The organism is Nocardiopsis sp. NPDC006198 (assembly GCF_040613895.1).
GTDB lineage: Bacteria > Actinomycetota > Actinomycetes > Streptosporangiales > Streptosporangiaceae > Nocardiopsis > Nocardiopsis tropica.
In genome coordinates this window covers 105,281-127,974 of record NZ_JBEXSY010000012.1, presented here as the reverse complement: position 1 = coordinate 127,974, position 22,694 = coordinate 105,281, and the positions used below count along the sequence as shown (strand labels likewise).

At 73.4% G+C, this 22,694-nt stretch carries 24 protein-coding genes; 14 read left to right on the top strand and 10 right to left on the bottom strand.

Going from position 1 to position 22,694, the window contains the following annotated elements; translation table 11 throughout:
- The first annotated feature begins 278 nt into the window (after nucleotides 1–278).
- Nucleotides 279–1,169, top strand: coding sequence for an NAD(P)-dependent oxidoreductase (locus tag ABZ234_RS11375; protein ID WP_355011904.1), 891 nt, complete (start codon nucleotides 279–281; stop codon nucleotides 1,167–1,169).
- Between the two features lie 85 nt (nucleotides 1,170–1,254).
- Nucleotides 1,255–2,316 carry a LacI family DNA-binding transcriptional regulator gene (locus ABZ234_RS11370; protein WP_267950134.1) on the top strand — a complete coding sequence of 354 codons (1,062 nt, stop codon included), beginning with the start codon at nucleotides 1,255–1,257 and terminating at the stop codon, nucleotides 2,314–2,316.
- A gap of 83 nt (nucleotides 2,317–2,399) precedes the next feature.
- Here the strand turns inward: ABZ234_RS11370 and ABZ234_RS11365 are convergent, their stop codons facing one another.
- A complete protein-coding gene (locus ABZ234_RS11365; protein WP_355011903.1) occupies nucleotides 2,400–3,323 on the bottom strand; it encodes an NmrA family NAD(P)-binding protein in 924 nt (307 codons plus the stop codon).
- A gap of 103 nt (nucleotides 3,324–3,426) precedes the next feature.
- Here ABZ234_RS11365 and ABZ234_RS11360 point away from each other — a divergent pair, with 103 nt between their 5' ends.
- Nucleotides 3,427–3,993, top strand: a complete 567-nt coding sequence (locus ABZ234_RS11360) for a helix-turn-helix domain-containing protein (RefSeq protein WP_355011902.1) — start codon at nucleotides 3,427–3,429, stop codon at nucleotides 3,991–3,993.
- A gap of 96 nt (nucleotides 3,994–4,089) precedes the next feature.
- Here ABZ234_RS11360 and ABZ234_RS11355 read toward each other — a convergent pair whose 3' ends face one another.
- Complete coding sequence (locus tag ABZ234_RS11355) at nucleotides 4,090–4,578, bottom strand: GNAT family N-acetyltransferase (protein WP_355011901.1); 489 nt, start codon at nucleotides 4,576–4,578, stop codon at nucleotides 4,090–4,092.
- Nucleotides 4,579–4,807: 229 nt separating this feature from the next.
- Here ABZ234_RS11355 and ABZ234_RS11350 point away from each other — a divergent pair, with 229 nt between their 5' ends.
- Nucleotides 4,808–5,593: a hypothetical protein gene (locus ABZ234_RS11350; protein WP_355011900.1), complete on the top strand. Its 786-nt coding sequence runs from the start codon at nucleotides 4,808–4,810 to the stop codon at nucleotides 5,591–5,593.
- 161 nt (nucleotides 5,594–5,754) lie between these two features.
- On the opposite strand, the gene ABZ234_RS11345 is transcribed toward ABZ234_RS11350, so the two are convergent.
- The 6 genes from ABZ234_RS11345 to ABZ234_RS11320 all read right to left on the bottom strand — a co-directional run bounded on the left by ABZ234_RS11345 (nucleotide 5,755) and on the right by ABZ234_RS11320 (nucleotide 11,574).
- The gene (locus ABZ234_RS11345; RefSeq protein ID WP_344175407.1) at nucleotides 5,755–6,141 is read right to left on the bottom strand and encodes a DUF2784 domain-containing protein; all 387 of its coding nucleotides are present in this window, start codon (nucleotides 6,139–6,141) and stop codon (nucleotides 5,755–5,757) included.
- A gap of 137 nt (nucleotides 6,142–6,278) precedes the next feature.
- Nucleotides 6,279–7,367: a mandelate racemase/muconate lactonizing enzyme family protein gene (locus ABZ234_RS11340; RefSeq protein WP_355011899.1), complete on the bottom strand. Its 1,089-nt coding sequence runs from the start codon at nucleotides 7,365–7,367 to the stop codon at nucleotides 6,279–6,281.
- A gap of 2 nt (nucleotides 7,368–7,369) precedes the next feature.
- Complete coding sequence (locus ABZ234_RS11335; protein WP_355011898.1) at nucleotides 7,370–8,275, bottom strand: 5-dehydro-4-deoxyglucarate dehydratase; 906 nt, start codon at nucleotides 8,273–8,275, stop codon at nucleotides 7,370–7,372.
- 70 nt (nucleotides 8,276–8,345) lie between these two features.
- The gene (locus ABZ234_RS11330; RefSeq protein WP_267950390.1) at nucleotides 8,346–9,233 is read right to left on the bottom strand and encodes a sugar phosphate isomerase/epimerase family protein; all 888 of its coding nucleotides are present in this window, start codon (nucleotides 9,231–9,233) and stop codon (nucleotides 8,346–8,348) included.
- A 29-nt stretch (nucleotides 9,234–9,262) separates the two neighbouring features.
- Nucleotides 9,263–10,423, bottom strand: coding sequence for a dihydrodipicolinate synthase family protein (locus ABZ234_RS11325; RefSeq protein ID WP_267950142.1), 1,161 nt, complete (start codon nucleotides 10,421–10,423; stop codon nucleotides 9,263–9,265).
- On the bottom strand, nucleotides 10,420–11,574 hold the full coding sequence (locus ABZ234_RS11320) for a Gfo/Idh/MocA family oxidoreductase (protein WP_267950143.1): 1,155 nt from the start codon (nucleotides 11,572–11,574) through the stop codon (nucleotides 10,420–10,422). Before ABZ234_RS11320 ends, ABZ234_RS11325 begins: the two co-directional genes overlap by 4 nt.
- A 300-nt stretch (nucleotides 11,575–11,874) precedes the next feature.
- Between ABZ234_RS11320 and ABZ234_RS11315 the strand changes: the two genes are divergently transcribed.
- The 9 genes from ABZ234_RS11315 to ABZ234_RS11275 all read left to right on the top strand — a co-directional run bounded on the left by ABZ234_RS11315 (nucleotide 11,875) and on the right by ABZ234_RS11275 (nucleotide 20,460).
- Nucleotides 11,875–12,438, top strand: a complete 564-nt coding sequence (locus ABZ234_RS11315; protein ID WP_355011922.1) for a DUF3887 domain-containing protein — start codon at nucleotides 11,875–11,877, stop codon at nucleotides 12,436–12,438.
- A gap of 53 nt (nucleotides 12,439–12,491) precedes the next feature.
- On the top strand, nucleotides 12,492–13,463 hold the full coding sequence (locus ABZ234_RS11310; protein WP_355011921.1) for a CPBP family intramembrane glutamic endopeptidase: 972 nt from the start codon (nucleotides 12,492–12,494) through the stop codon (nucleotides 13,461–13,463).
- Nucleotides 13,464–13,694: 231 nt separating this feature from the next.
- Entirely contained in the window at nucleotides 13,695–14,840 is a 1,146-nt protein-coding gene (locus ABZ234_RS11305; RefSeq protein ID WP_355011897.1) for a winged helix DNA-binding domain-containing protein, read from the top strand.
- 109 nt (nucleotides 14,841–14,949) lie between these two features.
- Complete coding sequence (locus ABZ234_RS11300) at nucleotides 14,950–15,582, top strand: GyrI-like domain-containing protein (RefSeq protein ID WP_355011896.1); 633 nt, start codon at nucleotides 14,950–14,952, stop codon at nucleotides 15,580–15,582.
- Between the two features lie 181 nt (nucleotides 15,583–15,763).
- Entirely contained in the window at nucleotides 15,764–16,282 is a 519-nt protein-coding gene (locus tag ABZ234_RS11295; protein WP_267950146.1) for a hypothetical protein, read from the top strand.
- 138 nt (nucleotides 16,283–16,420) lie between these two features.
- A complete protein-coding gene (locus ABZ234_RS11290) occupies nucleotides 16,421–17,425 on the top strand; it encodes a DUF2804 domain-containing protein (protein ID WP_355011895.1) in 1,005 nt (334 codons plus the stop codon).
- 64 nt (nucleotides 17,426–17,489) lie between these two features.
- On the top strand, nucleotides 17,490–18,536 hold the full coding sequence (locus ABZ234_RS11285) for a pirin family protein (protein ID WP_355011894.1): 1,047 nt from the start codon (nucleotides 17,490–17,492) through the stop codon (nucleotides 18,534–18,536).
- Between the two features lie 266 nt (nucleotides 18,537–18,802).
- A complete protein-coding gene (locus ABZ234_RS11280) occupies nucleotides 18,803–20,347 on the top strand; it encodes a sodium-dependent transporter (protein WP_267950149.1) in 1,545 nt (514 codons plus the stop codon).
- Entirely contained in the window at nucleotides 20,347–20,460 is a 114-nt protein-coding gene (locus ABZ234_RS11275; protein ID WP_267950150.1) for a methionine/alanine import family NSS transporter small subunit, read from the top strand. The genes ABZ234_RS11280 and ABZ234_RS11275 overlap by 1 nt, the downstream gene beginning before the upstream one ends.
- An 84-nt stretch (nucleotides 20,461–20,544) precedes the next feature.
- Here the strand turns inward: ABZ234_RS11275 and ABZ234_RS11270 are convergent, their stop codons facing one another.
- On the bottom strand, nucleotides 20,545–21,090 hold the full coding sequence (locus tag ABZ234_RS11270) for a type 1 glutamine amidotransferase domain-containing protein (RefSeq protein ID WP_267950151.1): 546 nt from the start codon (nucleotides 21,088–21,090) through the stop codon (nucleotides 20,545–20,547).
- A gap of 207 nt (nucleotides 21,091–21,297) precedes the next feature.
- Between ABZ234_RS11270 and ABZ234_RS11265 the strand changes: the two genes are divergently transcribed.
- Nucleotides 21,298–21,927, top strand: coding sequence for a histidine phosphatase family protein (locus ABZ234_RS11265; RefSeq protein WP_355011893.1), 630 nt, complete (start codon nucleotides 21,298–21,300; stop codon nucleotides 21,925–21,927).
- Between the two features lie 10 nt (nucleotides 21,928–21,937).
- On the opposite strand, the gene ABZ234_RS11260 is transcribed toward ABZ234_RS11265, so the two are convergent.
- Entirely contained in the window at nucleotides 21,938–22,648 is a 711-nt protein-coding gene (locus ABZ234_RS11260) for a hypothetical protein (protein WP_355011892.1), read from the bottom strand.
- Nucleotides 22,649–22,694: the final 46 nt, after the last annotated feature.

The window sequence follows — 22,694 nt, the reverse complement described above, 5'->3', positions numbered from 1 at the left end:
CCGGGTGGGCACGCCTCCGGATTCCGGGACCACGGGGGCCGGGGCGTGGGACCGTGGGTCCTCGCGGCCCGGCAACCCCTGGCCGCCGGAACGGCGCAGGCCCGCGCCGGAAGCCGCCCGGGCCCTGCGACGCCCCCCGCGGGCGGGCAGCACGGGGCCGTCCGTCCGGGCGGCCCCCTATAACGAATGTAGGCCCGCGGAGCGGGCCGGACCAGGCCCTTCGCCGGCCTGTGGACGACCACGGCGCCCACGCGCCGTACGAGAGAAAGGCATCACCCATGCGCGTCCTCGTCACCGGAGGCTCGGGGAGGCTCGGCCGCAGCGTCGTGGCCACCCTGGCCGAGCGCGGCCACGACGTCACGTCGGTGGACACCGCCGAGGCGGACCACCCGGCCGGGGTCACCGGGATCGTCGCCGACCTGCTGGACGACGCCGGACGGGAGGACGCCTTCACCCGGACGCGACCCGAGGCCGTCGTCCACCTGGCCGGGATCGCCGTGCCCTTCGCCCGCCCCGACGTGGAGACCCTCCAGGTCAACACCGGCCTGGCCTGGGCCGTGCTCTCCGCCGCCGTCGCCCACGGGGCCCGCTCGGCGGTGGCCGCCTCCAGCCCCACCGTCTACGGCTACAACACGCCCTCCTGGCGGCCCCTGGCCCTGCCGCTGGACGAGGAGCACCCCGTCGCCCCCTGGCACGCCTACGGGCTGAGCAAGGCCATCATCGAGGACACCGTGCGCTCCCTGGCGCGTACCAGCGACACCTGCGTGCTGTCCTGCGTGCGCCCCGGCTACGTGGTCGCCCCCGAGGAGTGGCGGGGCGCGGTCACCCAGCTCGGCCACACCATGGCCGAGCGCCTGGCCGACCCGGCTCTGGCCGCGACCTCCCTGTTCAACTACGTGGACGCGCGCGACGCCGCCGAGCTGTTCGCGCTCGTGGTGGAGCGGCCGGAGCGGGTGCGCAGCGGCCAGGTCTTCAACGCCGTCGCGCCGGACCCGCTCGCGGAGGGCCCGGTCCACGAGCTGCTTCCCCGCTTCCACCCCTCCACGGCGCAGACCGCCGCGTCCCTGGCGGACGGCCGCTCCGTGTTCTCCTCGGAGGCCGCCCGCACCGCCCTCGGCTGGAACCCCACCCGGACCTGGCGCGACCAGATGTCCGCCCCCACCCCGTGAGACCCGATCGGCCGTGAACAGGTCGAGGGCTCCGCTACGCTAGGAAAGAGTTTTCCCAGTGGCCCGAACCAGAAGAGGGAGCGGTGTGGAGTCCGGTTACGTGACGCTGGAACAGGTCGCCTCACACGCCGGGGTGTCCCTGGCCACGGCTTCCAGGGTGATCAACGGCAGCACCAGGCAGGTGAGCCAGCGGCTGCGCGACAAGGTCACCGCGAGCGCCCAGGAACTCGGCTACCTGGCCAACGCCTCGGCGCAGACGCTCGCCCGCAACAGCAGCTCACTGGTCGGGCTGCTCGTCCACGACATCGCCGACCCCTACTTCTCCTCGATCGCGGCGGGGGTCACCCGCCACACCGAGGAGCGCGGACTGGTCCTGGTGCTGGGCACCACGAGCCGCTCCGCCCAGAAGGAGGGGCGCATCCTGGCCGCACTGCGCGCCCACCGGGCGCGCGCGGTGGTACTGGTCGGATCGCGCTCGACCGACGACGAGAGCAACCGCCGCCTGGCCGAGGAGATCCGCCTGTTCCGCCGCCAGGGCGGACGGGTGGCGTGCGTGTCCCAGGAGGGGCTGCCCGCCGACACGGTCACGCCCGACAACCACACCGGCGCGGCCGACCTCGCACGCCACCTCATCGCGCAGGGGCACCGCGAGTTCGCCATCCTGGCCGGGCCCACCGACCTGTGGACCGCGCGCGAGCGCCTGGACGGGTTCCACTCGGCGCTCTCGGGCGCGGGCCTGGAGCTGGCCCACCACAACGTGGTGCACGGCGCGTTCACCCGCGACGGCGGCTACGAGTCCACCCGCCGCCTGATGGCGGTCGGCACCGGGGCCACCTGCCTGTTCGCGGTCAACGACGTGATGGCCACCGGGGCGATGGCCGCCCTGCGCGACCTGGGGCTGCGCGTGCCCGAGGACCTGTCGGTGGCGGGCTTCGACGACATCCCGACCCTGCGCGACCTCACCCCCGCACTGACCACCGTGCGCCTTCCCCTGGAGGAGATGGGCGAGCGGGCCGCGGTGCTCGCCCTGGAGGAGGAGTCCGGCCAGGAGGCCCGCGTGATCACCGTCCGGGGCGAGGTGGTCGAGCGGGAGAGCACCGCGCCGCCCGGCCGGTCGGCCCGGAACCCGGCCGTCGGCACCGTCTGACCCCGCCGCCGACACCGCTCCGGTGTGGGCCCGCCCCTCCGGGGCCGGGCCCACACGCGTGTCCGGCTGATGCGCGGGCGGCGTCAGCCGGCGGTGCGCAGGTAGCGGTCCGCCCATTCCGCGAAGGTCGTGAGCGGGATGCCGAGGGCCCGCGCGAACTCCGGCCGGGCGGGCTGGCCGGTCACGTTCATGAACTCGTGCGACGCCCCCATCCCCGGCATCCCCGCGGCGACCGCCTCCTCCGTGCTCATGTCGGGCGCGCCCAGCTCGGTCCCCAGGGCGCGTGACAGGGTCCGCGCGATCTCGGTCATGGTCAGGTGGTCGCTCGCCAGCTCCAGCTCGACCCCGTGGAACCGCTCCGGGGCGGCCACCGCCGCGGCGGCCGCCCCGCCGATGTCGTCGACGGCGACGAGGGACACCGGCGTCCCGGGCTTCAGCACGCTCACCAGGCCGCCCTCGACGCCGCGGGGGAACAGGAACGCCATCGACGGGAGGAAGTTCTCCATGAAGAAGCCCGGCTTGAGGATCGTCCAGTGCCGGAACCCCGCCTCCCGCACCCGGTCCTGGATCCCGGTCTTGGCGGTGTAGTAGGGCTCCAGCGCCGCCCAGCGGCCTTCGTCCCATCCGGCGATGCCGGTGTGCTGCCCGGCTCCGGAGACGGACGTGTGCACGAACTGCGGCACACCCGCGGCCAGTGCGCCCGCGATCAGGTTGGCGGCCTGGGCCACCTCGCCCTCGAAGTCGACGGAGTCCCCTCTCATCTCGGGCAGCTGGACCGAGAAGACCGCCCGGGCCCCCTCGGCGGCCCCGGCCACGGAGTCGCGGTCGCGGAGGTCGCCGGTGACCAGGGCCGCGCCGAGCGCCTTGACGGCCCTGGCCCGGTCGGTCGCGGGGTCCCGTACCAGGGCGCGGACGGGGACGCCCGCTGCGAGCAGGGCGCGGGCCGTGGCGCCGCCCTGGCGGCCGGTGGCGCCGGTGACCAGGACGGGTGCGGAATCGGTGGACATGGGGTCGCTCCTCGGGTGTGCACCGCTAAACGGCGGGGCCCGCCGTTTCTTGTCCGCTAAGATACGGAGGGCCCCGCCACTTAGCAACCGCAGAGGTGACACCATGCCCGCCCAGCGCGCGGACGCCCGGCGCAACCACGCCCGCCTGCTCGCCGTGGCCGAGGAGGAGATCGCCGCGCACGGCGCGGACGCCTCTTTGGAGCAGATCGCCCGCGTCGCGGGGGTCGGATCGGCCACCGTACGCCGCCACTTCCCCAACCGCCGTGCCCTGCTGGACGCGGTCTTCCGCGGACGGATCGAGGCCCTGTGCGCCCACGCGCGGGACCTGGGAAGCACGGCCGACGCCCGGACCGCGCTCCTGGAGTGGCTGCGCGCCGTGACCGAGTACGGCGCGTCCACCCGGGGACTGGCCGTGGCGCTGCTCCGCGACATGGGGGCCTCCGCCGACGCGGAGCACGGGAACACCTGCGCGAACGAGCTCGCCGCTGCCGGGGAACCGCTGGTGGAGTGCGCCGCGGAGGCGGGAGCGGTGGCCCCGGGCGTGACCGCCGAGGATCTGGTCACCCTGGTCACCGGCATCACCCTGGCCACGGAACACCACCCCGACCCCGTCGCCGAGGCGGACCGGATGCTCGGTCTGACCATGGCGGGAGTTCTCCCGCAGGGATGACGGGCGCGGCGCGGAGGCGGGCGCCGGCTCCCCCGGCCCCGTGTGCGGGCCCGACCGGTCCGTGCCGCCGCCGGCACGCGGGCCGGCGGCCCTGGCTCAGAGCCTGCGGTGCATGATGTGCAGGCCGACGTAGCCGTGCTCGGGGTGCGCGAACCCCTCGGGCAGGGTGCCCACGACAGTGAAGCCCAGGGAGCGCCACAGCGCGACCGCGCGGGTGTTGGTCTCCACGACCGCGTTGAACTGCATCGCGCGGAACCCGTCGGCGCGGGCCGTGTCCAGCACGTGGGCGGCCAGCGCACGGCCGACACCGCGCCCGCCGTGGGCGGGGTCGACCATGAAACTCGCGCTCGCGATGTGCGAACCGGGCCCGCGGTGGTTGCGGACGGAGTTGGCGGTGCCCAACACCGTCCCGTCGGCGTCCACGGCCGCGAACGTGCGTCCGGGCGGGGGCGGGAACCACCGCTCGCGCGCCTCCTCCGGACCGAGGTCGGTCTCCCACGTGAACGTCGTCCCCGCGGCGATGACGGGGCGCATGAAGGCCCACATGGCGGGCCAGTCGGCGGAAGCGGCCTCACGGATCTGCATGCCCGCCAGCATGCTGGCGGGCGCCGTCCTCCGCAACCGGTTTCCGCACGGCGAAGCCGGCAGCCTCCACCGGGGAGCAGACCCCTCCAACGCGCTTGCGCTCAGGGCCGTCGACCAGCCCATTGCCGTTCTCCGGCGTACTCGACCCACCCCCGAATGCCCCCTGTGTCCACTCATCAGACATGACGAGTGATTGGACATGCCGTCTTGTCCAACACAGGCTGTGCCCATGAACGACCGCACCACCTCGCCCCTGACCGCCCGCAGAGCCGTCGCCGAGCAGCGCGCCCGCGACATCGCCGCCGCCTGGCAGCGCGGGGACCGCGACATCCGCGCCCTGGCCGCCCGCCACAGCGTGGGTCGCGACACCGTCCACGCCGACCTGCGCGCCGCCGGCATCGACCCGACCGATCGCACCGCACCCGTGGACGAACCCCGGATGATCACCACCGCCGAACTCGACCGCGCCCAGCAGGCGTTCGCCCGCGACAGCGCGGGGTTCACCATGGACGTGCGCATGGACAACGCCGGATACCGCCACCTGCACTTCGAACAGGGCAAATCCTGGTGGGATCTGCACGCCTTCCCCGGTGGACTGATGGTGCGCGGCGACCACGGCGCCTTCGTCTTCGCCAACGGCTCCCCCGACATCTTCAGCAGCTTCCGCTTCAGCGGCGTCGACCCCGCCTACTGGGCACAGACGCTGGACGCCGGCACCGCCCGTTCCTGGTCCGAGCAGCGCTTCCGCGACTGGCTGACCGAGGAGGCCGAGTCCCTTGGTGTCCTGGAGCGGGCGCGCAAGGTCCTGAGCGAGAACAACGGCTACGACCTCGAGCACGAGGCGTCGGCGCGCTGGGCACTGGCCAACGCCTACGACGAGCTGGGAATCGCCTTCCCCGACCCCGGTGAGGTCGACCTGTACGACTGGGACGAGTACTACCTGTGGACCGTGCACGCGATCAGCGCGGGCATCCGCGCCTACGACCAGGCAGCGACGGAGACCACCACTCCCTGACCAGCCCCCGCGTCCGGGGCGCCCGGTCCTGGAGGGCACCGGCCGCCGCGGCGGACCCCCGCCACACCCTCGACCCGGCGCCCGCACTGCGCACGTCCCCGATGGAGAACGATCCCGGGGCCGTCGTACGGGCCCCGGCCGGGTTCTGCCCGTCACCGCACTCAGGCCGCCGGTGCGGAGACGCCGCCGCCGGACCGGGCGCGCCGGCGGCGAACCCACACACCCGCCCAGGCCGCGGCCACGACGGCGGCCATCACACAGCGCGAGGTCATGAGGTGCTCGCGGGGGTACAGGCGCTCCGTCAGGTAGAAGTCGATGAAGCCGAACTCCATCACCGGGCGCCCCGTGTTGAGCCGGGCCCAGTTCTCGATCTCCGTCAGGAAGCACGGCCAGTCGACGATCACGATGCCCAGGGCGTAGGCGGCGACCACCAGGTGCACCCGGAACAGCCGGGGCCATCGCCAGGCCAGGAACCCGCCGAGGACGACGAAGCCGAGGAATGCGAAGTGGAGGACCATCGCGGTGTGGCCGAGGAGGAGGTAGGGCATGCCCCGAACCTAGGCCGGGGCGGCGCCGCGCACATCGGCACCCGCACCCACCCCCTCTGAGTACCCGTGCTCATGACCGCGCAGGGGCGCCCCCCGACCTGCGGAGGGCGCCCCGGCGCACGGTCGCGGACCCTGTGCTAGGGGGAGGGGTCCGCGACCGGGGTGAGCGTGTCGGCGAACACCAGGCCGTGGCCGAGCCCGGTGTCGGCGCGCACCGTCCCCCGGTCGAACTCCACCCCGCTGGGGCGGGCCAACGCTCCCAGCGCGGCGAAGGAGGCACGGTCGATGTCCTCGACCATGGCCACCCGGGGAAGGCACAGCGCCAACTGGCCCGACAGCTCGGGCAACAGGTGCGGAGCCACCGGCACGCCGCGGCGCGCCATCGACTCCGCGATCCGCAGGAACGGGGTCACCCCGCCCACCCGCACCACGTTGGGCTGCGCCACGTCGCACACACCGAGGTCCACGGCCCGCTCGAACTCCGCGGCCGTGCGCAGGTTCTCACCGATCGCGAAAGCGATGCCCGTCCGCTCGCGCAGCCGGGCATGCGACTCCAGGTCCTCGGCGGGCAGGGGCTCCTCCACGAAGTACGGATCGAACGGTTCCAGCGCGCGCAGCGCCCGCGCCGCCCTGGGCACGTCCCAGCGCTGGTTGGCGTCCACCATCAACAACCGTTCCGGCCCCAGCGATTCCCGCACCGCGCCCACGCGCTCGACGTCGCGGGAGATCTCGGCCGAGCCCACCTTCATCTTGGCCGCCCGGTGCCCCGCCCCGACCCAGCCCCGCACCTGCTCCACCAGGTCCGGCAGCGAGTAGTCGAGGTTGACCCCGCTGCCGTAGGACTCCACCGAGTCACGGCGCCGGCCCACCAGGTCGACCAGGCTCACCCCCGCCGCACGGGCGGACAGGTCCCACAGGGCGATGTCCACCCCGGCCAGCGCCATCAGGGTGAGCCCGCTGGTCCCCGCCTCGCGCAGGTGCCAGCGCAGCTCGTCCCACCGGGAGGGGTGCGCCGCTCCCCCCGCCAGGACCGGGCCCAGGTCGTCGTTGACCAGAGCCGCCACCGCACGGGCCCCGATCAACGGGGTCCACGAGAACCCCGTGCCGACCAGCCCCGTGTCGGTGGCCACCCGCACCACCACCACGTCGTTGCGGTCCACCCCGCCGTCCCAAGCCCGGTGCAGCGGCAGCCGGAAGGCACGGGCCACGACCTCGGTGACACGCACCGTCAGCCCTCCTTCACCAGGGACAGGCCCGTCTCGATCAGCTCGCCCAGAGCCGCCACCTCCTCGGCCGTGGGGTCGACGAAGGGGGCCCGCACCCCGCCCGCCTCCACCCCGCGCAGCCGCGCCCCCGCCTTGACCAGGGAGACCGCGTACCCGGGCACCCGGTCGCGCAGCCGCACCAGCGGCTCGAAGAACCCGGACAGCAGCCGGTCCGCGAGCGGGTCCCCCGCGTGGAAGGCCGTGTAGAACGCGTTCGCCACCTCGGGCACGAACGCGAACGCCGCCGAGGAGTACAGCGGCACACCCACACCCCGGTAGGCCGCCACGGTCAGCTCCGCCGTGGGCAGCCCGTTGAAGAACGTGAACTCGTCCCCGCGCACCTCGCGCACCGCCAGGACGATCTGGTGCATGCGCCCGAGGTCGCCCACCCCGTCCTTGATGCCCACCACCGTGGGGATCGCCGCCAGCTCGGCGGCGCTCTCGGGGGTGAACACCATCGATCCGCGCTGGTAGACGATCACCGGGATGTCGACGGCCGAGGTCACGGTGCGCACGTACTCCACCAGTCCCCGCTGCGGGGCGCCCACCAGGTAGGGGGGCAGCAGCAGGACGGCGTCCGCGCCCAGCTCCCGGGCCGCGCGGGCCTGCTCGACCGCGGTGCCGACGCTGCCGCCCGCACCGGCCACCACGGGCACACGCCCCGCGGTGACCTCCACCGACCGCCGCACCACCGCGGCGTGCTCGGCGGCCGACAGGGCGTGCACCTCACCGGTACCGCACGCCGCGAACACCCCGCCGGCCCCGTGCTCCACGCCCGAGGCCACGTGCTCGGCCAGCACGGCCTCGGCGACGCCTCCGCCGGAGTCGAAGGGGGTGAGGGGGAAGAACAGGATTCCTTCGAAGTTCATGCCGCTCCTTGGCTGTTGAGGGATCGGGGCCGCCCCGGGTACGGGCGGCCCCGGCGAGGTCCGCAGGACCTCACAGGACGTGCTGCACGTGACGCCGGACCAGGGTGGCGATGACGTCGTCGCCGTCGGCGTCCCACACCTGCCGGTTGAAGATCTCCACCTCGATGTCCCCGTCGTACCCCGCCGCGTCCACGGCCCGGCGCAGGCCGCGCACGTCGGCGTGGCCGTCACCGACCATGCCCCGGCCCAGCAGGTTGTCGGCCGGAAGCGGCACCACCCAGTCACAGGCCTGGAAGGAGGCGATGCGCCCGCCCGCCCCGGCCCGCTCGATCTGGGTCCACACCTGCGGGTCCCACCACACGTGGTAGGCGTCCACGACCACGCCCGCCGCCTCGGCGTCGAAGCGTTCGGCCACGTCCAGGGCCTGCCCCAGGGTGGACAGCACCGCGCGGTCGGCGCAGAACACCGGGTGCAGCGGCTCCAGGGCCAGGCGCACACCGCGCTCGACCGCGTACGGGACGAGCTCGGCCAGGGCCTCGACCATCCGCTCGCGCACGCCGGCGAGGTCGCGGTCCCCGTCCGGCATGCCGCCCACCACCATGACCAGGCAGGGCGCGCCCAGCTCGGCGGCCTCGTCGACGGCCCGGCGGTTGTCCTCCAGCGCGGCGGCCCTGTCCCCACCGGTGAGGAACCCTCCACGGCAGTAGGACGAGACCCGCAGACCGCTGCGGCGCACCAGGTCAGCGGCCTTGGCGAGCCCGGTCTCGGCAACCGGTTCGCGCCACAGGCCGATGGCGGGCAGCCCGGCGCGCAGGCACCCGTCCACCGCCTGGGTCAGACTCCAGCGCTTGACGGTGGCCTGGTTCAGGGACAGCCGCGCGAGCCGGGGGTCGCCCGGCTCCGGGGTGTCCACGGCCGCGGGGAGGCCGGAGGGGACGTCGACGGCGCCGGGCACCACCGGGGCGGCGCCGTGGGGCGGGTACGTGGTCACTGGTCCACCCCCGACACCTGGAGCAGGGCACGCATGCGCGCCGCGGCGAGGTCGGGGTCGGAGAGGACCCCGGCGGCGTCGGCCAGGCGCAGGGCCTGGGCCAGGTGGGGCAGGTCGCGGGCGCTGTGCAGGCCGCCCACCATGTGGAACCCCTTCTGGTGGCCGTTGAGCCAGGCCAGGAAGGTGATGCCGGTCTTGTAGTAGAAGGTGGGCGCGGCGAACAGGTGCCGGGCCAGGGGGACGGTCGGGTCCATCAGCGCGCGGTAGCGGCCGGTATCGCCCTCGTCCAGCGCCGCGAGCGCCCGGGCGGCGGCCGGGCCGATGGCGGCGAAGATCCCGAGCAGGGCGTGGGAGTGGCCCTGCTCGTCGCCCAGCACCAGGTCGGGGTAGTTGAAATCGTCGCCGGTGTACAGGCGCACGCCCTCGGGGAGCAGGCGTCTGAGCCGGACCTCCAGGGCGGCGTCGAGCAGGGAGACCTTGATGCCCTCCACCGCGTCGGCGTGCTCGGCGATCAGCGCGGCCACGGGCTCGATCGCCTCGGCCGGGTCGGCGAACCCCCAGTACCCGGCCAGGGCCGGGTCGAACGCGGTGCCCAGCCAGTGCAGGACGACCGGGCGCTCCGCCCGCCGCAGCAGGCGGCCGTAGGCCTTGGCGTAGTCCCCCGGCCCCTGGGCGACGGCGGCCAAGGCCCGCGAGGCCATCAGGACGGGTGTGGCACCGGCGCCCTGGACGACGTCGAGCTGTTCCCCATAGGCCGTGATAACGCTTTCCAGGTCGACATGGGAAGAATCGAGCTGGTCGGTTCCCACCCCGCAGGCCAGGGCGGCGCCGCGCGCGGCGGCCTCCGCCCCCGACCTGCGGATCAGCTCGGCGGTGGCCTCCCAGTCCAGGCCCATGCCGCGCTGGGCCGTGTCCATGGCGTCGGCGACGCCCAGCCCCTGGTCCCAGAGGTGGTGGCGGAAGGCGAGGGTGGCCTCCCAGTCCAGGCGGGCGGGGGCCCCGGGCGCGTTGGGGGCGGCCGGGTCGGCGACCACGTGGGCCGCCGCGTAGGCGACGCGGGAGCGCGCGGGCGGCAGGGGGGAGGTGTCGGCGGGGGCGCCGGTCAGCGTGTAGGGCGCGACGGCGCCGTCGGGGGAGGGCAGGCGCAGTGTGCTCACGTCAGGGTGACCTCGTCCAGTTCGACGGTGTGCCCGTTCTGGGCCGAGCGCAGCCCGGCCTCGGCCATCTGCAGGCCCCGCGCGCCGGAGAGCAGGTCGTGCGGGAACGGGGCGTCCAGGACCACGTGCCGCAGGAAGCCCTCCCACTGGGCGCGGAACCCGTTGGGGAAGTCGGTGTTGTCGGGAACCTCCTCCCACTGCTCGCGGTAGCTGGCGGGGTCCTCCAGGTCGGGGTTCCAGACGGCCTTGGGGGTGGAGGCGCGGTGCTGGAAGCGGCAGGAGCGCAGCCCCGCCACGGCGCTGCCGTGGGTTCCGTCGACCTGGAACTCCACGAGCTCGTCGCGGTTGACGCGCACGTTCCAGGAGGAGTTGATCTGGGCGATGACGCCCCCCTCCAGCTCGAAGATGCCGTAGGCGGAGTCGTCGGCGGTGGCCTGGTAGGCGCGCCCCTCCTCGTCCCAGCGCTGCGGGATGTGGGTGGCCACCTTGGCGGTGACCGTGCGCACCGGGGCGAACAGGTGCTCCAGCACGTAGTGCCAGTGCGGGAACATGTCCAGCACCATGCCGCCGCCCTCCTCGGCCCGGTAGTTCCAGCTGGGCCGCTGCGCGGGCTGCCAGTCGCCCTCGAAGACCCAGTAGCCGAACTCACCCCGGACGGAAAGGACCTTTCCGAAGAAGCCGCTCTCGACCAGCCGGCGCAGTTTGAGCAGTCCGGGCAGGAAGAGCTTGTCCTGGACGACGCCGTTGCGCACGCCCGCGTCGCGGGCGAGCTTGGCCAGTTCCAGCGCCGAGCTGAGCGTGCTCGCGGTGGGCTTCTCGACGTAGACGTGCTTGCCCGCGGCGATGGCGGCGCGCACCGCGGCCTCGCGGGCGTGCGTGATCTGCGCGTCGAAGTAGATCGAGATCCGGTCGTCGGAGAGAACCGAGTCCAGGTCGGTGGTCCAGCGCTCGATGCCGTGCCGGTCCGCGATCTCGCGCAGTTTCCGCTCGGAGCGCCCGACCAGCACGGGTTCGGGGATGATCCGGGAGCCGTCGGGCAGGGGAACCCCTCCGGCCTCGCGGATCGCCAGGATCGACCTGGTCAGGTGTTGCCGGTACCCCATGCGTCCGGTGACGCCGTTCATGGCGACACCCAGCACGTGATCACTCATGGGTTGTTACCACCTCTCCTTGTGAAAGCGCTTTCCAGCGTACGGCAAACCGTCCGTCCACACCAGTGGGCCGGAGGTGCCGCAAGGGGCTCCGAGGAGGAAAACCGCGGAAAACCCCCGCGCACCGGGGGCGTTCCCGCCGGGGAGGGGGTCCGGGCGCCCCGGAGAAGCGGGCCAACGCACCCGGGCGGGCGGCGCCGCACACCGCCGCGCACCCCCTGGCGCGCGGTCCGCTTGTAAAGGTACCCTTTACAAGTGCAAGGAAATTTGACAGATGCGCTGAAGGTCGTGAAGACGCGCCTGGACGCGTTCCTCGCGTCACGCGTCCTGACGAAGGACGACGACTGGGCCGACGCGATAGGGCGTGCCGTGAGCATGCAGGCGGCCGCCGACGACGTCGTGCGCGCTGTCGTGCAGCAGGCGCGCCGGAACGGCGCCACGTGGCAGGTCATCGGCGACGCGCTCGGCGTGAGCAGGCAAGCGGCGTTTCAGCGCTACGGCAAACCGATCGATCCCCGAACAGGAGAACCCATGAACACCACGCCGCTCCCCGGCGCCGCCGAACTGGCCGCCTCGGTGATCGGGAACCTCGCTTCCGGGCAATGGGCGCGTGTCACCGAGCAGTTCGATCCGGCCATGCGCGACGGCCTGTCGGAGGACGCGCTCGCGGCCGCGTGGGCGCAGATCGTCGGCCTGTCGGGAGCTCTCGAAGGCATGGGAGAGCCGGACGTCACCCGGGCCGGCGACGTGACGATCACGAACACGCCGCTCTCGTTCGAGGCGGGCGACTACACGGCACGGATCGCGTTCCGCGACGACCGCGCCATCGCCGGCCTGCACATCCTCGAAGGGCAGACGCCATGACCATCAGACCTCAGCTCGGACCGAAGACGACCGCGGCCCGGGGCGGGCCCCGCATGAACGGCCGCGATCTGCGATCCGTCGGCGTGTTCACCGCCCTGGCGTTCGCGCTCGCCTGGCTCCTCGCGCTCCCGCTCTGGTTCGGTGACGGGCTCGCCGGCCCCTGGTTCCCCCTCGTGGCGACCGCCACGATGGCGACCCCCGCGATCGCCGCCCTCATCGTCGTGTTCTTCGTGGAGCGGCCGAAGCACAAGGCGTGGAAACTCGGGGTGTGGCCGCTGAGACCGGTCCGCGGGCTGCTCGGCTACGGGGCGCTGGGGATCTTCGTGTCCATCGCTCTGGTCCTGGTGGCGCTCCCGGTCGGTGCGCTGCTGGGGGTCTATCCGGCCGACTTCGCGAACTTCTCCGCGTTCCAGCAGGTCCTCGACGAGCAGGCGGGTGCCGCGGGAGCGGCCGAAATCCCGATACCGATCGGCGCGCTCATCGCCGTCCAGCTCGCCGTACTCCCCGTGGCAGCGTTCATCAACCTCATCCCGGCACTGGGCGAGGAACTCGGGTGGCGGGGGTGGCTGCTCCCGAAGCTGATGCCGCTCGGCACCCTGCCGGCCCTCCTGGTCTCCGGTGTGATCTGGGGCCTGTGGCACGCCCCGCTCATCCTCCTCGGGTACAACTACCCCGATGCGCCGGGCTGGCTCGGCCTGGCCGCGATGGTCGGCATGTGCGTTCTGATCGGCGCGGTCTTCGGCTGGCTGAGGCTCCGATCGGGGTCCGTGTGGCCCGCGGCCCTCGCGCATGCCGCGTTCAACGGGGCGGGCGGGTCCTACCTCCTGTTCGCGAAGGCGGGAGAGCACGTCGACACCACGCAGGCGACGGTCCTGGGCTGGAGCGGATGGATCGTGCCGCTCGCGCTCGTCGTGGTCCTGGTCGCCACGGGACAGTTCTCCTCCGCGAAGCACCCGTCCACCCCGCCGTCGCAGAAGGGGCGTCCCCCCGAACGCCCGGCGACGGGACAGGCGACCGGTGAGTAGCCGCAACGGCCGCTGAGGCCTCCGAGGACGGGTACGGCAGCGGCAGACGGAGGAGCACCGGGGCCCTGCGCGGCCGGGGTCGCCCACAGGGCCCGGCCGACCCGGAGCCCCCGGCCTCAGGGCGTCCGCGAGCGCGGCCGCAGAGAAAGTCACCGCACGCCGAGTGGAGGACAGTTCCTGACCTGCACGGTTCCTAGAGTGGGGGCGCACCCCAGCACCCCGAGGAGACCCATGGGCACCCCCACCTGGCAGGACATGACCGCACGACGCCTGTGGCGCCATGCGCTCACCTCCCCGGGCACGAGCGCGGCCGACGTGGTCGGCGCCATGTGCGGGGTCCACGCCCAGGTGATGCCGGCGGCCGAGGTGTCGCTCGGACTGCGCCTGGAGGGCGCCGACCGCACGCATGTGCGCGCCGCCCTGTGGGAGACCCACGAGCTGGTCAAGACCTTCGGCCCGCGCGGCACCGTCCACCTGCTGCCCACCCGCGAGCTGCCGCTGTGGACCGCGGCGCTCTCGGCGGCCCAGCGCGCGGGCAACCCCTCCCCCAAGGGGGCGCTGCTCACCCCCGAGCAGACCGACGAACTGGTCGAGGCGTCCGCCGCCGTCCTCGCCGGCACCGAGATGACCGTGGACGAGCTCACCGGGGCCCTGGCCGAGCGGGTCGGCTCCTGGGCGGCCGACCCCGTCATGGACGCCTTCCAGGCCAAGTGGCCGCGTTGGCGGCAGGCCACCCACACCCTCGCCAACCGCGGCTCCCTGTGCTTCGGCCCGATGCGCGGCCGCAAGGTCACCTACACCAGCCCCCGCCGATGGCTGGCCGACACCGCTCCGGCCGACCCCGAACGGGCCCTCGCCCACGTGCTGACCGGTTACCTGCGCGCCTACGGCCCGGCCACGCCCCAGCACTTCGCCCAGTGGCTCTCCGCGCCCAGGCGCTGGGCGGTCGAGCTGTTCGCGTCCATGGGCGGGCTCGTCGAACCCGTCGAGGTGGAGGGCGCCACCCTCTACCAGGTCGCCGGGGACGCCGCCGCCCCTCCCGCACCCGCCCCGGAGGTCCTGCTGCTGCCCTACTTCGACGCCTACACCGTGGGCTGCCACCCGCGCGACGTGGTCTTCCCCGGTCCGGCCCGTCGGCGTGCGCTGGCCCGGGGCCAGGCCGGGACCCACCCCGTCCTGTTCGTGGACGGTCTGGCGGCCGGGGTCTGGCACCAGCGGCGGTCGGGCCGTCACCTCGACATCACCGTGGAGGCCCTGGCCCCGCTCCCGCCGGCACGGCGCGACGCCGTCGCCGAGCAGGCCGAACGGGTCGGGCGCATCCTCCAGGCCTCTCCGCGCCTGGCCTTCGACACCGTCACCGTGGGCCCCCACGCCTGACGACGGGTCCGCCGCCGACCGGCGGCGGACCCGGACCCTCCACCCACCCACCCACCCGAGCCTCCCGAGGCGGAAAGGCCGCGGCTCGCAGTCCGGGCCCAGGTACGCGATGACGAACAAGACCGACTTCAAGAAGACCCTCGACGCCTACCGGGCGCCACGGGGACGGTTCCGGATCGCCGAGATACCGGACCTGCACTACCTGATGATCGACGGCCGCGGGGACCCGAACACCTCACCGGCCTTCGCCGAGGCGGTCGGGGCGCTCTACCCGGTGGCCTACAAGCTGAAGTTCGCCAGCAAGCGGGAGCTCGGACGCGACTACGTCGTCATGCCCCTGGAGGGCCTGTGGTGGGCCGAGGACATGGACGCCTTCACGGCGGCCCGCGACAAGTCCCGGTGGGACTGGACCATGATGATCATGGTCCCGGACTGGACCGACCAGGACATGTTCGCCACCGCCGTCGAGCGTGCGGCGGCAGGGAACAGGCCGGCGCGCCTGGGCGACGTCCGCCTGGAGCGGCTGTCGGAAGGCCGGTGCGTGCAGACGCTGCACGTCGGCCCGTTCGACGGGGAGGCCGGGGTCCTGGCACGGATGCACCACGAGTTCATCCCCGACCACGGGCTGCGCATGACCGGAAAACACCACGAGATCTACCTCGGCGACTTCCGCAGGGTCGCACCGGAGAGGATGCGCACCATCCTCCGGCAACCGGTCGAGGCCGCGGCCGCGGGCGGGTAGCGGCACGCCGGGCGGGTACGGGAGACGGTGCCGCGCCCGCCCGGTCCGGAGCGCCCGGGCCGGTCCACGCGCGGGTTCTCGGCAGAGGCGTTCGGCCCGCCGCCCCGCGGAAAACCCTTTCTGTTGCGCGCCGGCGCGGCGCTAACATGCACAACCGCCTGTTCTCTCATCCAGGGGAGCCATGGAACACGACTGGCAGGTCTGTGCCGACAACGCCGTCACCTGGGCACGACAGCATCTCGGATCGACCGCTTACACCTCGCGCTGCCTCGCCTTCGTGGAGGACGCCTACGAACGGTCCAACCACGTGGAGATCTTCGGTGGCGACTTCGCCGGTGAGTCCGCCCGGATCTATGCGGCGCGGGAGAATACCGGAGTTCCTCCGACCGGCGCCTTCGCCTTCTACGACAGCACCGGGGAGTTGTTCGGCCGCCGACAGGACTGGGGCCACGTGGGGCTGTGCGTCGGGGACGGCCGGGTCGTGCACGCCTGGGACCGGGTCAGGATCGACCACTATCTCGACATCCCGGACCTGGCGGCGCCTCCGGGCTGGGATCCCCCGCGCTGGGTCGGATGGACACCGGTCCAGCGCATCTTCCGGGGATGTAGGCCCAAGGACTGGGAGGCTGTCGGCGACGCGTCCGCAGCCGCGCAGCGCATGCAGGCGACCAGGTTCGGTGAGGGGCCGGGGCCGGCCTGACACCCGTGTGGGGCCCGGGCCGAGGCGCGACGGACCGGCCCGACACCGCCGCCTTGGGCGGCAGCGCACGCCGCACCGCCGCCGACCTGGCCCGCCGGGCCCTTACCGGCGGCCCCGCTCCCCCCTATGCTGCCGGGCATGGCAACACACGAGCGGGAGATCACCGCCCCTGTCGACCTGTGCGCGCCCGACGGCCGCCTCAACCCCGACGCCGTGGGGTGGTCGCGCACCCCCCTGCACCGGAGCGCGCTCCCCGGCTGGGGCCGCCGCAAGAAGTGGGAGTACTGGTGTGTGTCCACCCCCACCCACCTGGTCGCCCTCACCGTCGCCGACATCGACTACCTCGGAGTGGTCGGGGTGTACCTCCTGGAGTACGGGGGCCGCGAGGTGAGCCGCACCTCCCTGCGTCCGCTCGCCCACGGCGTCCGCCTGCCCGACACCCTGGGCGCCGGGACGGGCGCGGCCATCGGACCCGTGCGCGCCCTCGTCCAGGAGGCGCCCGGCGCGACACGGCTCCGCTTCTCCTGCGACACCCCCGAGGGCAGGCTCCACGGCGACCTCACCGTGGACCTGCCCCAGGACCACGAGACCATGAACGTGGTCATCCCCTGGAGCGCCGACCGCTTCCAGTACACCTCCAAGCACACCGCCCGCCCCGCCCGGGGCGCGGTCCGCCTCGGAGGGGACGTCCTGGACTTCGGGGGCGGCTGGGGGGTGCTCGACCACGGGCGCGGCCGCTGGCCCTACGACACCCGGTGGAACTGGGGCGCGGCCTCCGGCCGCACCGACGGCCGCACGGTGGGGCTGCAGTTCGGCGGCAGGTGGACCGAGGGCACCGGCCTGACCGAGAACGCCCTGTGCGTGGACGGGCGCCTGTCCAAGATCGGCGAGGAACTCGAATGGGAGTACGACCCCGACGACGCCCTCACCCCCTGGTGGATCCGCACCCCCGGCTCCGACCAGGTCGACCTCGTCTTCACCCCCTTCCACGAGCGGGTCGACCGCACCGACGCCGGCGTCCTCGTCAACGACACCCACCAGTGCTTCGGCCACTACACCGGCACCGTGCACACCGACGACGGCCGCCCGGTGGCCGTGGACGGCCTCTTCGGATTCGCCGAACACGTGCACATGCGCTGGTGACACGGGTGCGGTCCCGGTCCGTGGCGGTGCCCGAGCCGGCGCCGCCTCGGCTATTTTCGGCAGGGTGAGCAATCTCGAACCCCACCCCGCCGAAGAGCGCGTGTGCGCCGGGGAGATCGACCCCGCCCTCCCCGACCCGGACACCGAACTCCTCGAACCCCGCGAGGTCCCCCTGGGCGGGCCCCGCGCGATGCTGGTCCGCCGGGCCCTCCCGGGCAAGAACCGCCGCATGGTCGGCGCCTGGTGCTTCGCCGACGCCTACGGCCCCACGGACGTCTCCCCGGGCGCCGGCATGCAGGTGCCGCCGCACCCCCACACCGGCCTCCAGACCGTCAGCTGGCTGGTGAGGGGGACGGTCCACCACCGCGACAGCGTCGGCTCCGACCAGCTGGTCCGCCCCGGCCAGCTCAACCTCATGACCGCCGGGCACGGCATCGCCCACTCCGAGCGCACCCCCGCCGACGCCCCCCGCGACCTGCACGGCGCCCAGCTGTGGGTGGCCCTGCCCGGGGCCGACCGCGAGGGCGACCCGCACTTCGAGCACCACGCCGACCTGCCCGTCCTGGACCTCCCTCTCCTGGACCGGGCCGGCGCGGCCCCCGCGGAACCGCCGGCCCACGGGGCGAGGGTCACGGTGATCATGGGCGAGGTGGACGGGCGCCGCTCCCCCGCCCGCACCTACACCCCGCTCATGGGCGCCGAACTGGTGCTGGAGCCCGGCGCCCGCGTGCGCATGCCCCTGGAACCGGGGTTCGAGCACGGCGTGCTGGCACTGGACGCGACCGTGCACACCCTCGGGCACCGGGTCGGCGCGGGATCCCTGCTCTACCTGGGGCAGGGGCGCGACCACGCCGTCCTGCACGCCGAGGAGCGCGCCCACCTGCTGGTCATCGGCGGCGAGCCCTTCGCCGAGGACCTGGTGATGTGGTGGAACTTCGTCGGACGCGACCACGACGAGATCGTCCGGGCGCGCACCGCCTGGGAACAGGGCCGCGAGGCGCCCGCACCCGGATCCCGCTTCCCCGCGGTGGCCGGTGACGGGGGCGCGGCACTGCCCGCGCCCGACCTGCCCAACGCCCGCCTGCGGCCCAGGCCCCGCCACCGCCCCTGAGACCCCTCCGGCCCAGTACCGCAGGACCTGTGGCGGCGCCCCGGTACCCCGGGGGCGCCGCCACACGCGTGTGCAAGCGCGACTGAAGAGAGGTGTCCAGTGTTCCTTGACACACACGCGGGGTACGTCCATACCTGGACAAAGTGATACGAAAACCGTATTGCTGCACGACATGCGGCGAGGCGAAATGTCCCAACGATGCCGCCTGGACCAACTCCTGCTACGGTGCGGTTCGCGAACTACGGGATGATTTAGGAGGCCTGAACATGGCCCAACAGCCTCGCGAGCAGTGGGGGACGCGCGCGGGATTCCTGATGGCGGCGATCGGATCCGCCGTCGGACTCGGGAACATCTGGCGATTCCCCTACATCGCCTACGAGAACGGCGGTGGGGCGTTCATGCTGCCCTACCTGGTGGCCCTGCTCACCGCCGGTATCCCACTCCTGATCCTGGAGTACTCGATCGGCCACCGGTACCGGTCCTCCGCCCCCCTGTCCTACAGACGGATCTCCCGGCCCGCCGAGGCCATCGGCTGGTGGCAGGTGGCGATCTGCTTCGTCATCGCCATCTTCTACGGCGCGATCATCGCCTGGAGCGCCTCGTACATCTACTTCTCGGTCACCGGCGCCTGGGGGGACGACCCCAACGGGTTCTTCTTCGGCGACTACCTCCAGATGAGCGAGACCCCCGGCGGGATCACCGGGTACGTGCCCGCGGTGGCATGGCCGCTGGTCGGCGTGTGGGTCGTGGTGCTGGCCATCCTGGCCCTGGGCGTGCGCAACGGCATCGAGAAGGCCAACAAGGTCTTCATCCCGCTGCTGGCGGTCCTGTTCCTCGTCCTGGTGGTGCAGGCGCTCACCCTGGACGGCGCCGTCGCCGGCCTGGACGCCCTGTTCACCCCCGACTGGAACGCCATGCTCGACGGCAGCGTGTGGGTGGCGGCCTACGGACAGATCTTCTTCTCGCTGTCCATCGGGTTCGGCATCATGGTCACCTACGCCTCCTACCTCAAGCGCAAGGCCGACCTGACCGGCTCGGCCATGGTCGCGGGCTTCGCCAACAGCTCCTTCGAGCTGCTCGCGGGCATCGGTGTGTTCGCGGCGCTGGGCTTCATGGCCACCGCCGCCGGAACCGCGGTCGACGAGGTCGCCACCTCGGGCATCGGGCTGGCCTTCATCGCCTTCCCGCAGATCATCTCCACCCTGCCCTTCGGCGGGGCGCTGTTCGGCGTGCTCTTCTTCGCCTCGCTGATGATCGCCGGGCTGACCTCCCTGATCAGCATCGTCCAGGTCGTCGTCTCCGCCGTCCAGGACCGGGTCGGCCTGGGCCGCCTGCAGTCCGTCTTCCTGGTCGGCGGCATCATCGCCCTGGTCTCCATCCTGATCTTCCCCACCCACCAGGGCCTGCACTACCTGGACGTGTTCGACCACTTCATCAACCAGTACGGCATCGTCCTGGCCGCCCTGGCGATGCTCATCGTCTTCGGGTGGGTCCTGCGCCGACTGCCGATGTTCCAGAAGCACGCCAACGAGGTGTCCTCCATCCGCCTGGGCACGTGGTGGAAGGTCGTGCTGGGCGGGATCACACCGGTCCTGCTCGGCTTCATGATGTGGGACAGCCTGCGCACCGAGCTCACGGAGAACTACGCGGGCTACTCCACCGGGTTCCTGCTCTCCGCGGGCTGGGGCGTGGCGATCGGCGCCCTCGTGTTCGGGATCGTCGTCTCGCTGTTCCCCTGGAAGCGCGCCGACGCCATCGCCCGAGAGGACGCGGCCGACGCCGCCCTGACCGCCAAGGAAGGTGACAGCTGATGTCCACCAGCGCGATCGTCATGATGGTCGTCTCCATCGCCGTGCTCTGGGGCGGCCTCGTCGCGGCCGTCGTCCACCTGCGGCGCCACCCCGACGAGTCCGGGCCGGAGTAGGCGCCGGGCAGACGACGGGCGGGGCGGTGGATGCCGGGAGCATCCACCGCCCCGCCCGTCGTTCGCACCACGCCGGCGCACGCCTCACCCCTGGGCGAACTCCCGCACGATGCGCTCGCAGAACGCGGGCAGGTCGTCGGGGTTGCGGCTGGTGGTGACCCCGTGGTCGGTGACCACCTCCTCGTCCACCACGACCCCGCCGGCGTTGCGGATGTCGGTGCGGATGCTGGGGTAGGAGGTCACCGTGCGCCCCCGCACCACGTCGGCCTCCACCAGGATCCAGGGCCCGTGGCAGATCGCCGCCACCGGCTTGCCCGCCGCGACGAAGTCGCGCACGAACCCCACGGCGTCCGCGTCCAGGCGCAGGTTGTCAGGGTTGACGGTCCCTCCCGGGACCACCAGGGCGTCGTAGTCCTCCACCTTGGCCTCGGAGACCACGCGGTCCACCGCGAACCGCTCGGAGGGCTCGATGTCGCCGTTCATCGACTGGATCTCCCCCTCGCTCAGCGAGACCAGGTCGGTGCTCGCGCCCTCCTCCCGCAGCGCCTCGCGCGGTCGGACGAGTTCGACCCGTTCGACCCCGTCCGCGGCCAGAATCGCGATCCTGCGTCCGTTGAGCCTGTCGGCCATGGCTGCCCCCTCGGGTCGCGTCCTCGGCACCGCTCCGGTGCCGCGTTGGCCGCCCTACCCGCTCAGGGGGGACGTCTCACCTTCCGCCCGCGCGCCGAACCGCGCACCGCTCCGCGGGATCCGACCGGTACGGCCGCAGCCCCGCCGCCGCGCCCGGGAGGGGCGGCGGCTTCCCGGCGCCCAGGGCCGACCCGACCGGAGGCCCCCATGCCCGCGACCCGCTACCTGTACCTGGCCCGCCACGCCGAGGCCGACCCCGCTCACGGCGGACTGACCGGCACCGGCCTGCGCCAGGCCGTCCTGCTCGGCGACCGCCTGCGCGAGGCCGGGGTGCGAACGCTCCACCACGGACCCTCGGAGCGGACCACCGAGACGGCGCGCCTGGTAGCCGACCGGCTCGCCCTGGACGGGGCCGGCGTCGAAACGGCGGCCGCGCCCGAGGCGGGCGACTACGCGCCCCACCTCCCCTCCCGGGAGGAGGTGCCGCCCGAGTGCGCCGACACCGTCATGGCGTTCACGGCCTCCCTGCCGGAGCAGGAGCGCGGACCCGGTCCCGAGCTGGGCCGCCGGTGCCTGGAACGCTTCTCCGGTCCGGCCCCGGGCGAGCGGGAGGTCCGGGAGGCGGTCATCACCCACGCCTACCCGGTGGGCTGGCTGACGGTGGCCGCACTCGGGGAGCCCGCCTGGCGGTGGGCGACCCTGGCCCCGGCCAACGCCGCCCTGACCGTCATCCGCCACACGCCCGGGCGTGCGGCCGAGGTCCTGGCCTTCAACGACGTCTCGCACCTGGAACCGGACCTGCGGTGGAGCGGATGCGCGCCCGCGCGGCGCCCCTGAGACAGCCGCCTCAGGGACGGACCTCCGGGGCCTTCGGGGCGCCTTCCCAGGCCGAGGCGGGGATCCGCTCCAGCAGTCCGACCATGGTCCGGGCCGAGGCACGGACCCGTTCGGCGTCCAGTTCCCGGTGGTCCCAGCACAGCAGGCGGTCGCCGTGGATGCGGAACGGCACGGCCGCCGCGCCGGCGCCGGACAGCCACGACCGCACGTCCTCGTCCAGGACGGCGCGGGCGAAGCCGTCGTCGGAGGTGGCGACGTAGAAGAGGGAGTCGAACGCCGTCTCGCCCAGCCTCAGGTCGTGGACCCCCAGCGGGCCCAGCACCGCATGCCCCAGGGCCTCCTCCCGCAGCTCCAGCACGGGGGCGCCGGACGGGACCGGGAGCACGACGACGGTGTGCGTGTGGGTGGCGGTCCTGGTCTGGCGCCCGTCGTGGTGCGAGGAGGAGTAGCGGTACTCGAAGGCCAGGACACGGTGGCCGCGCAGCTCCGTGCACAGCACGTGCGTGGCCCTGGCGTCGGAACGGCCCTCCACGAACGGATCCCCCGAGAAGCGGTCCACCAGCTCCGGGCGCTCCCGGTCGTAGCGCCACCCCTCGCGTTCGGCCCAGGCGGCCAGGGCTTTCGCACGCCGGCGCTCGGCGGCCGAGCCCGCGAACACCAGGGCGCCGACCGCGGCGACCACAGCGACCGTGACGGCCAGGACCAGTAGGGCGACGTCCAAGGGGAACTCCTCATCCGGGTGCGGCTCTCCCACGGTGAGACGCCGC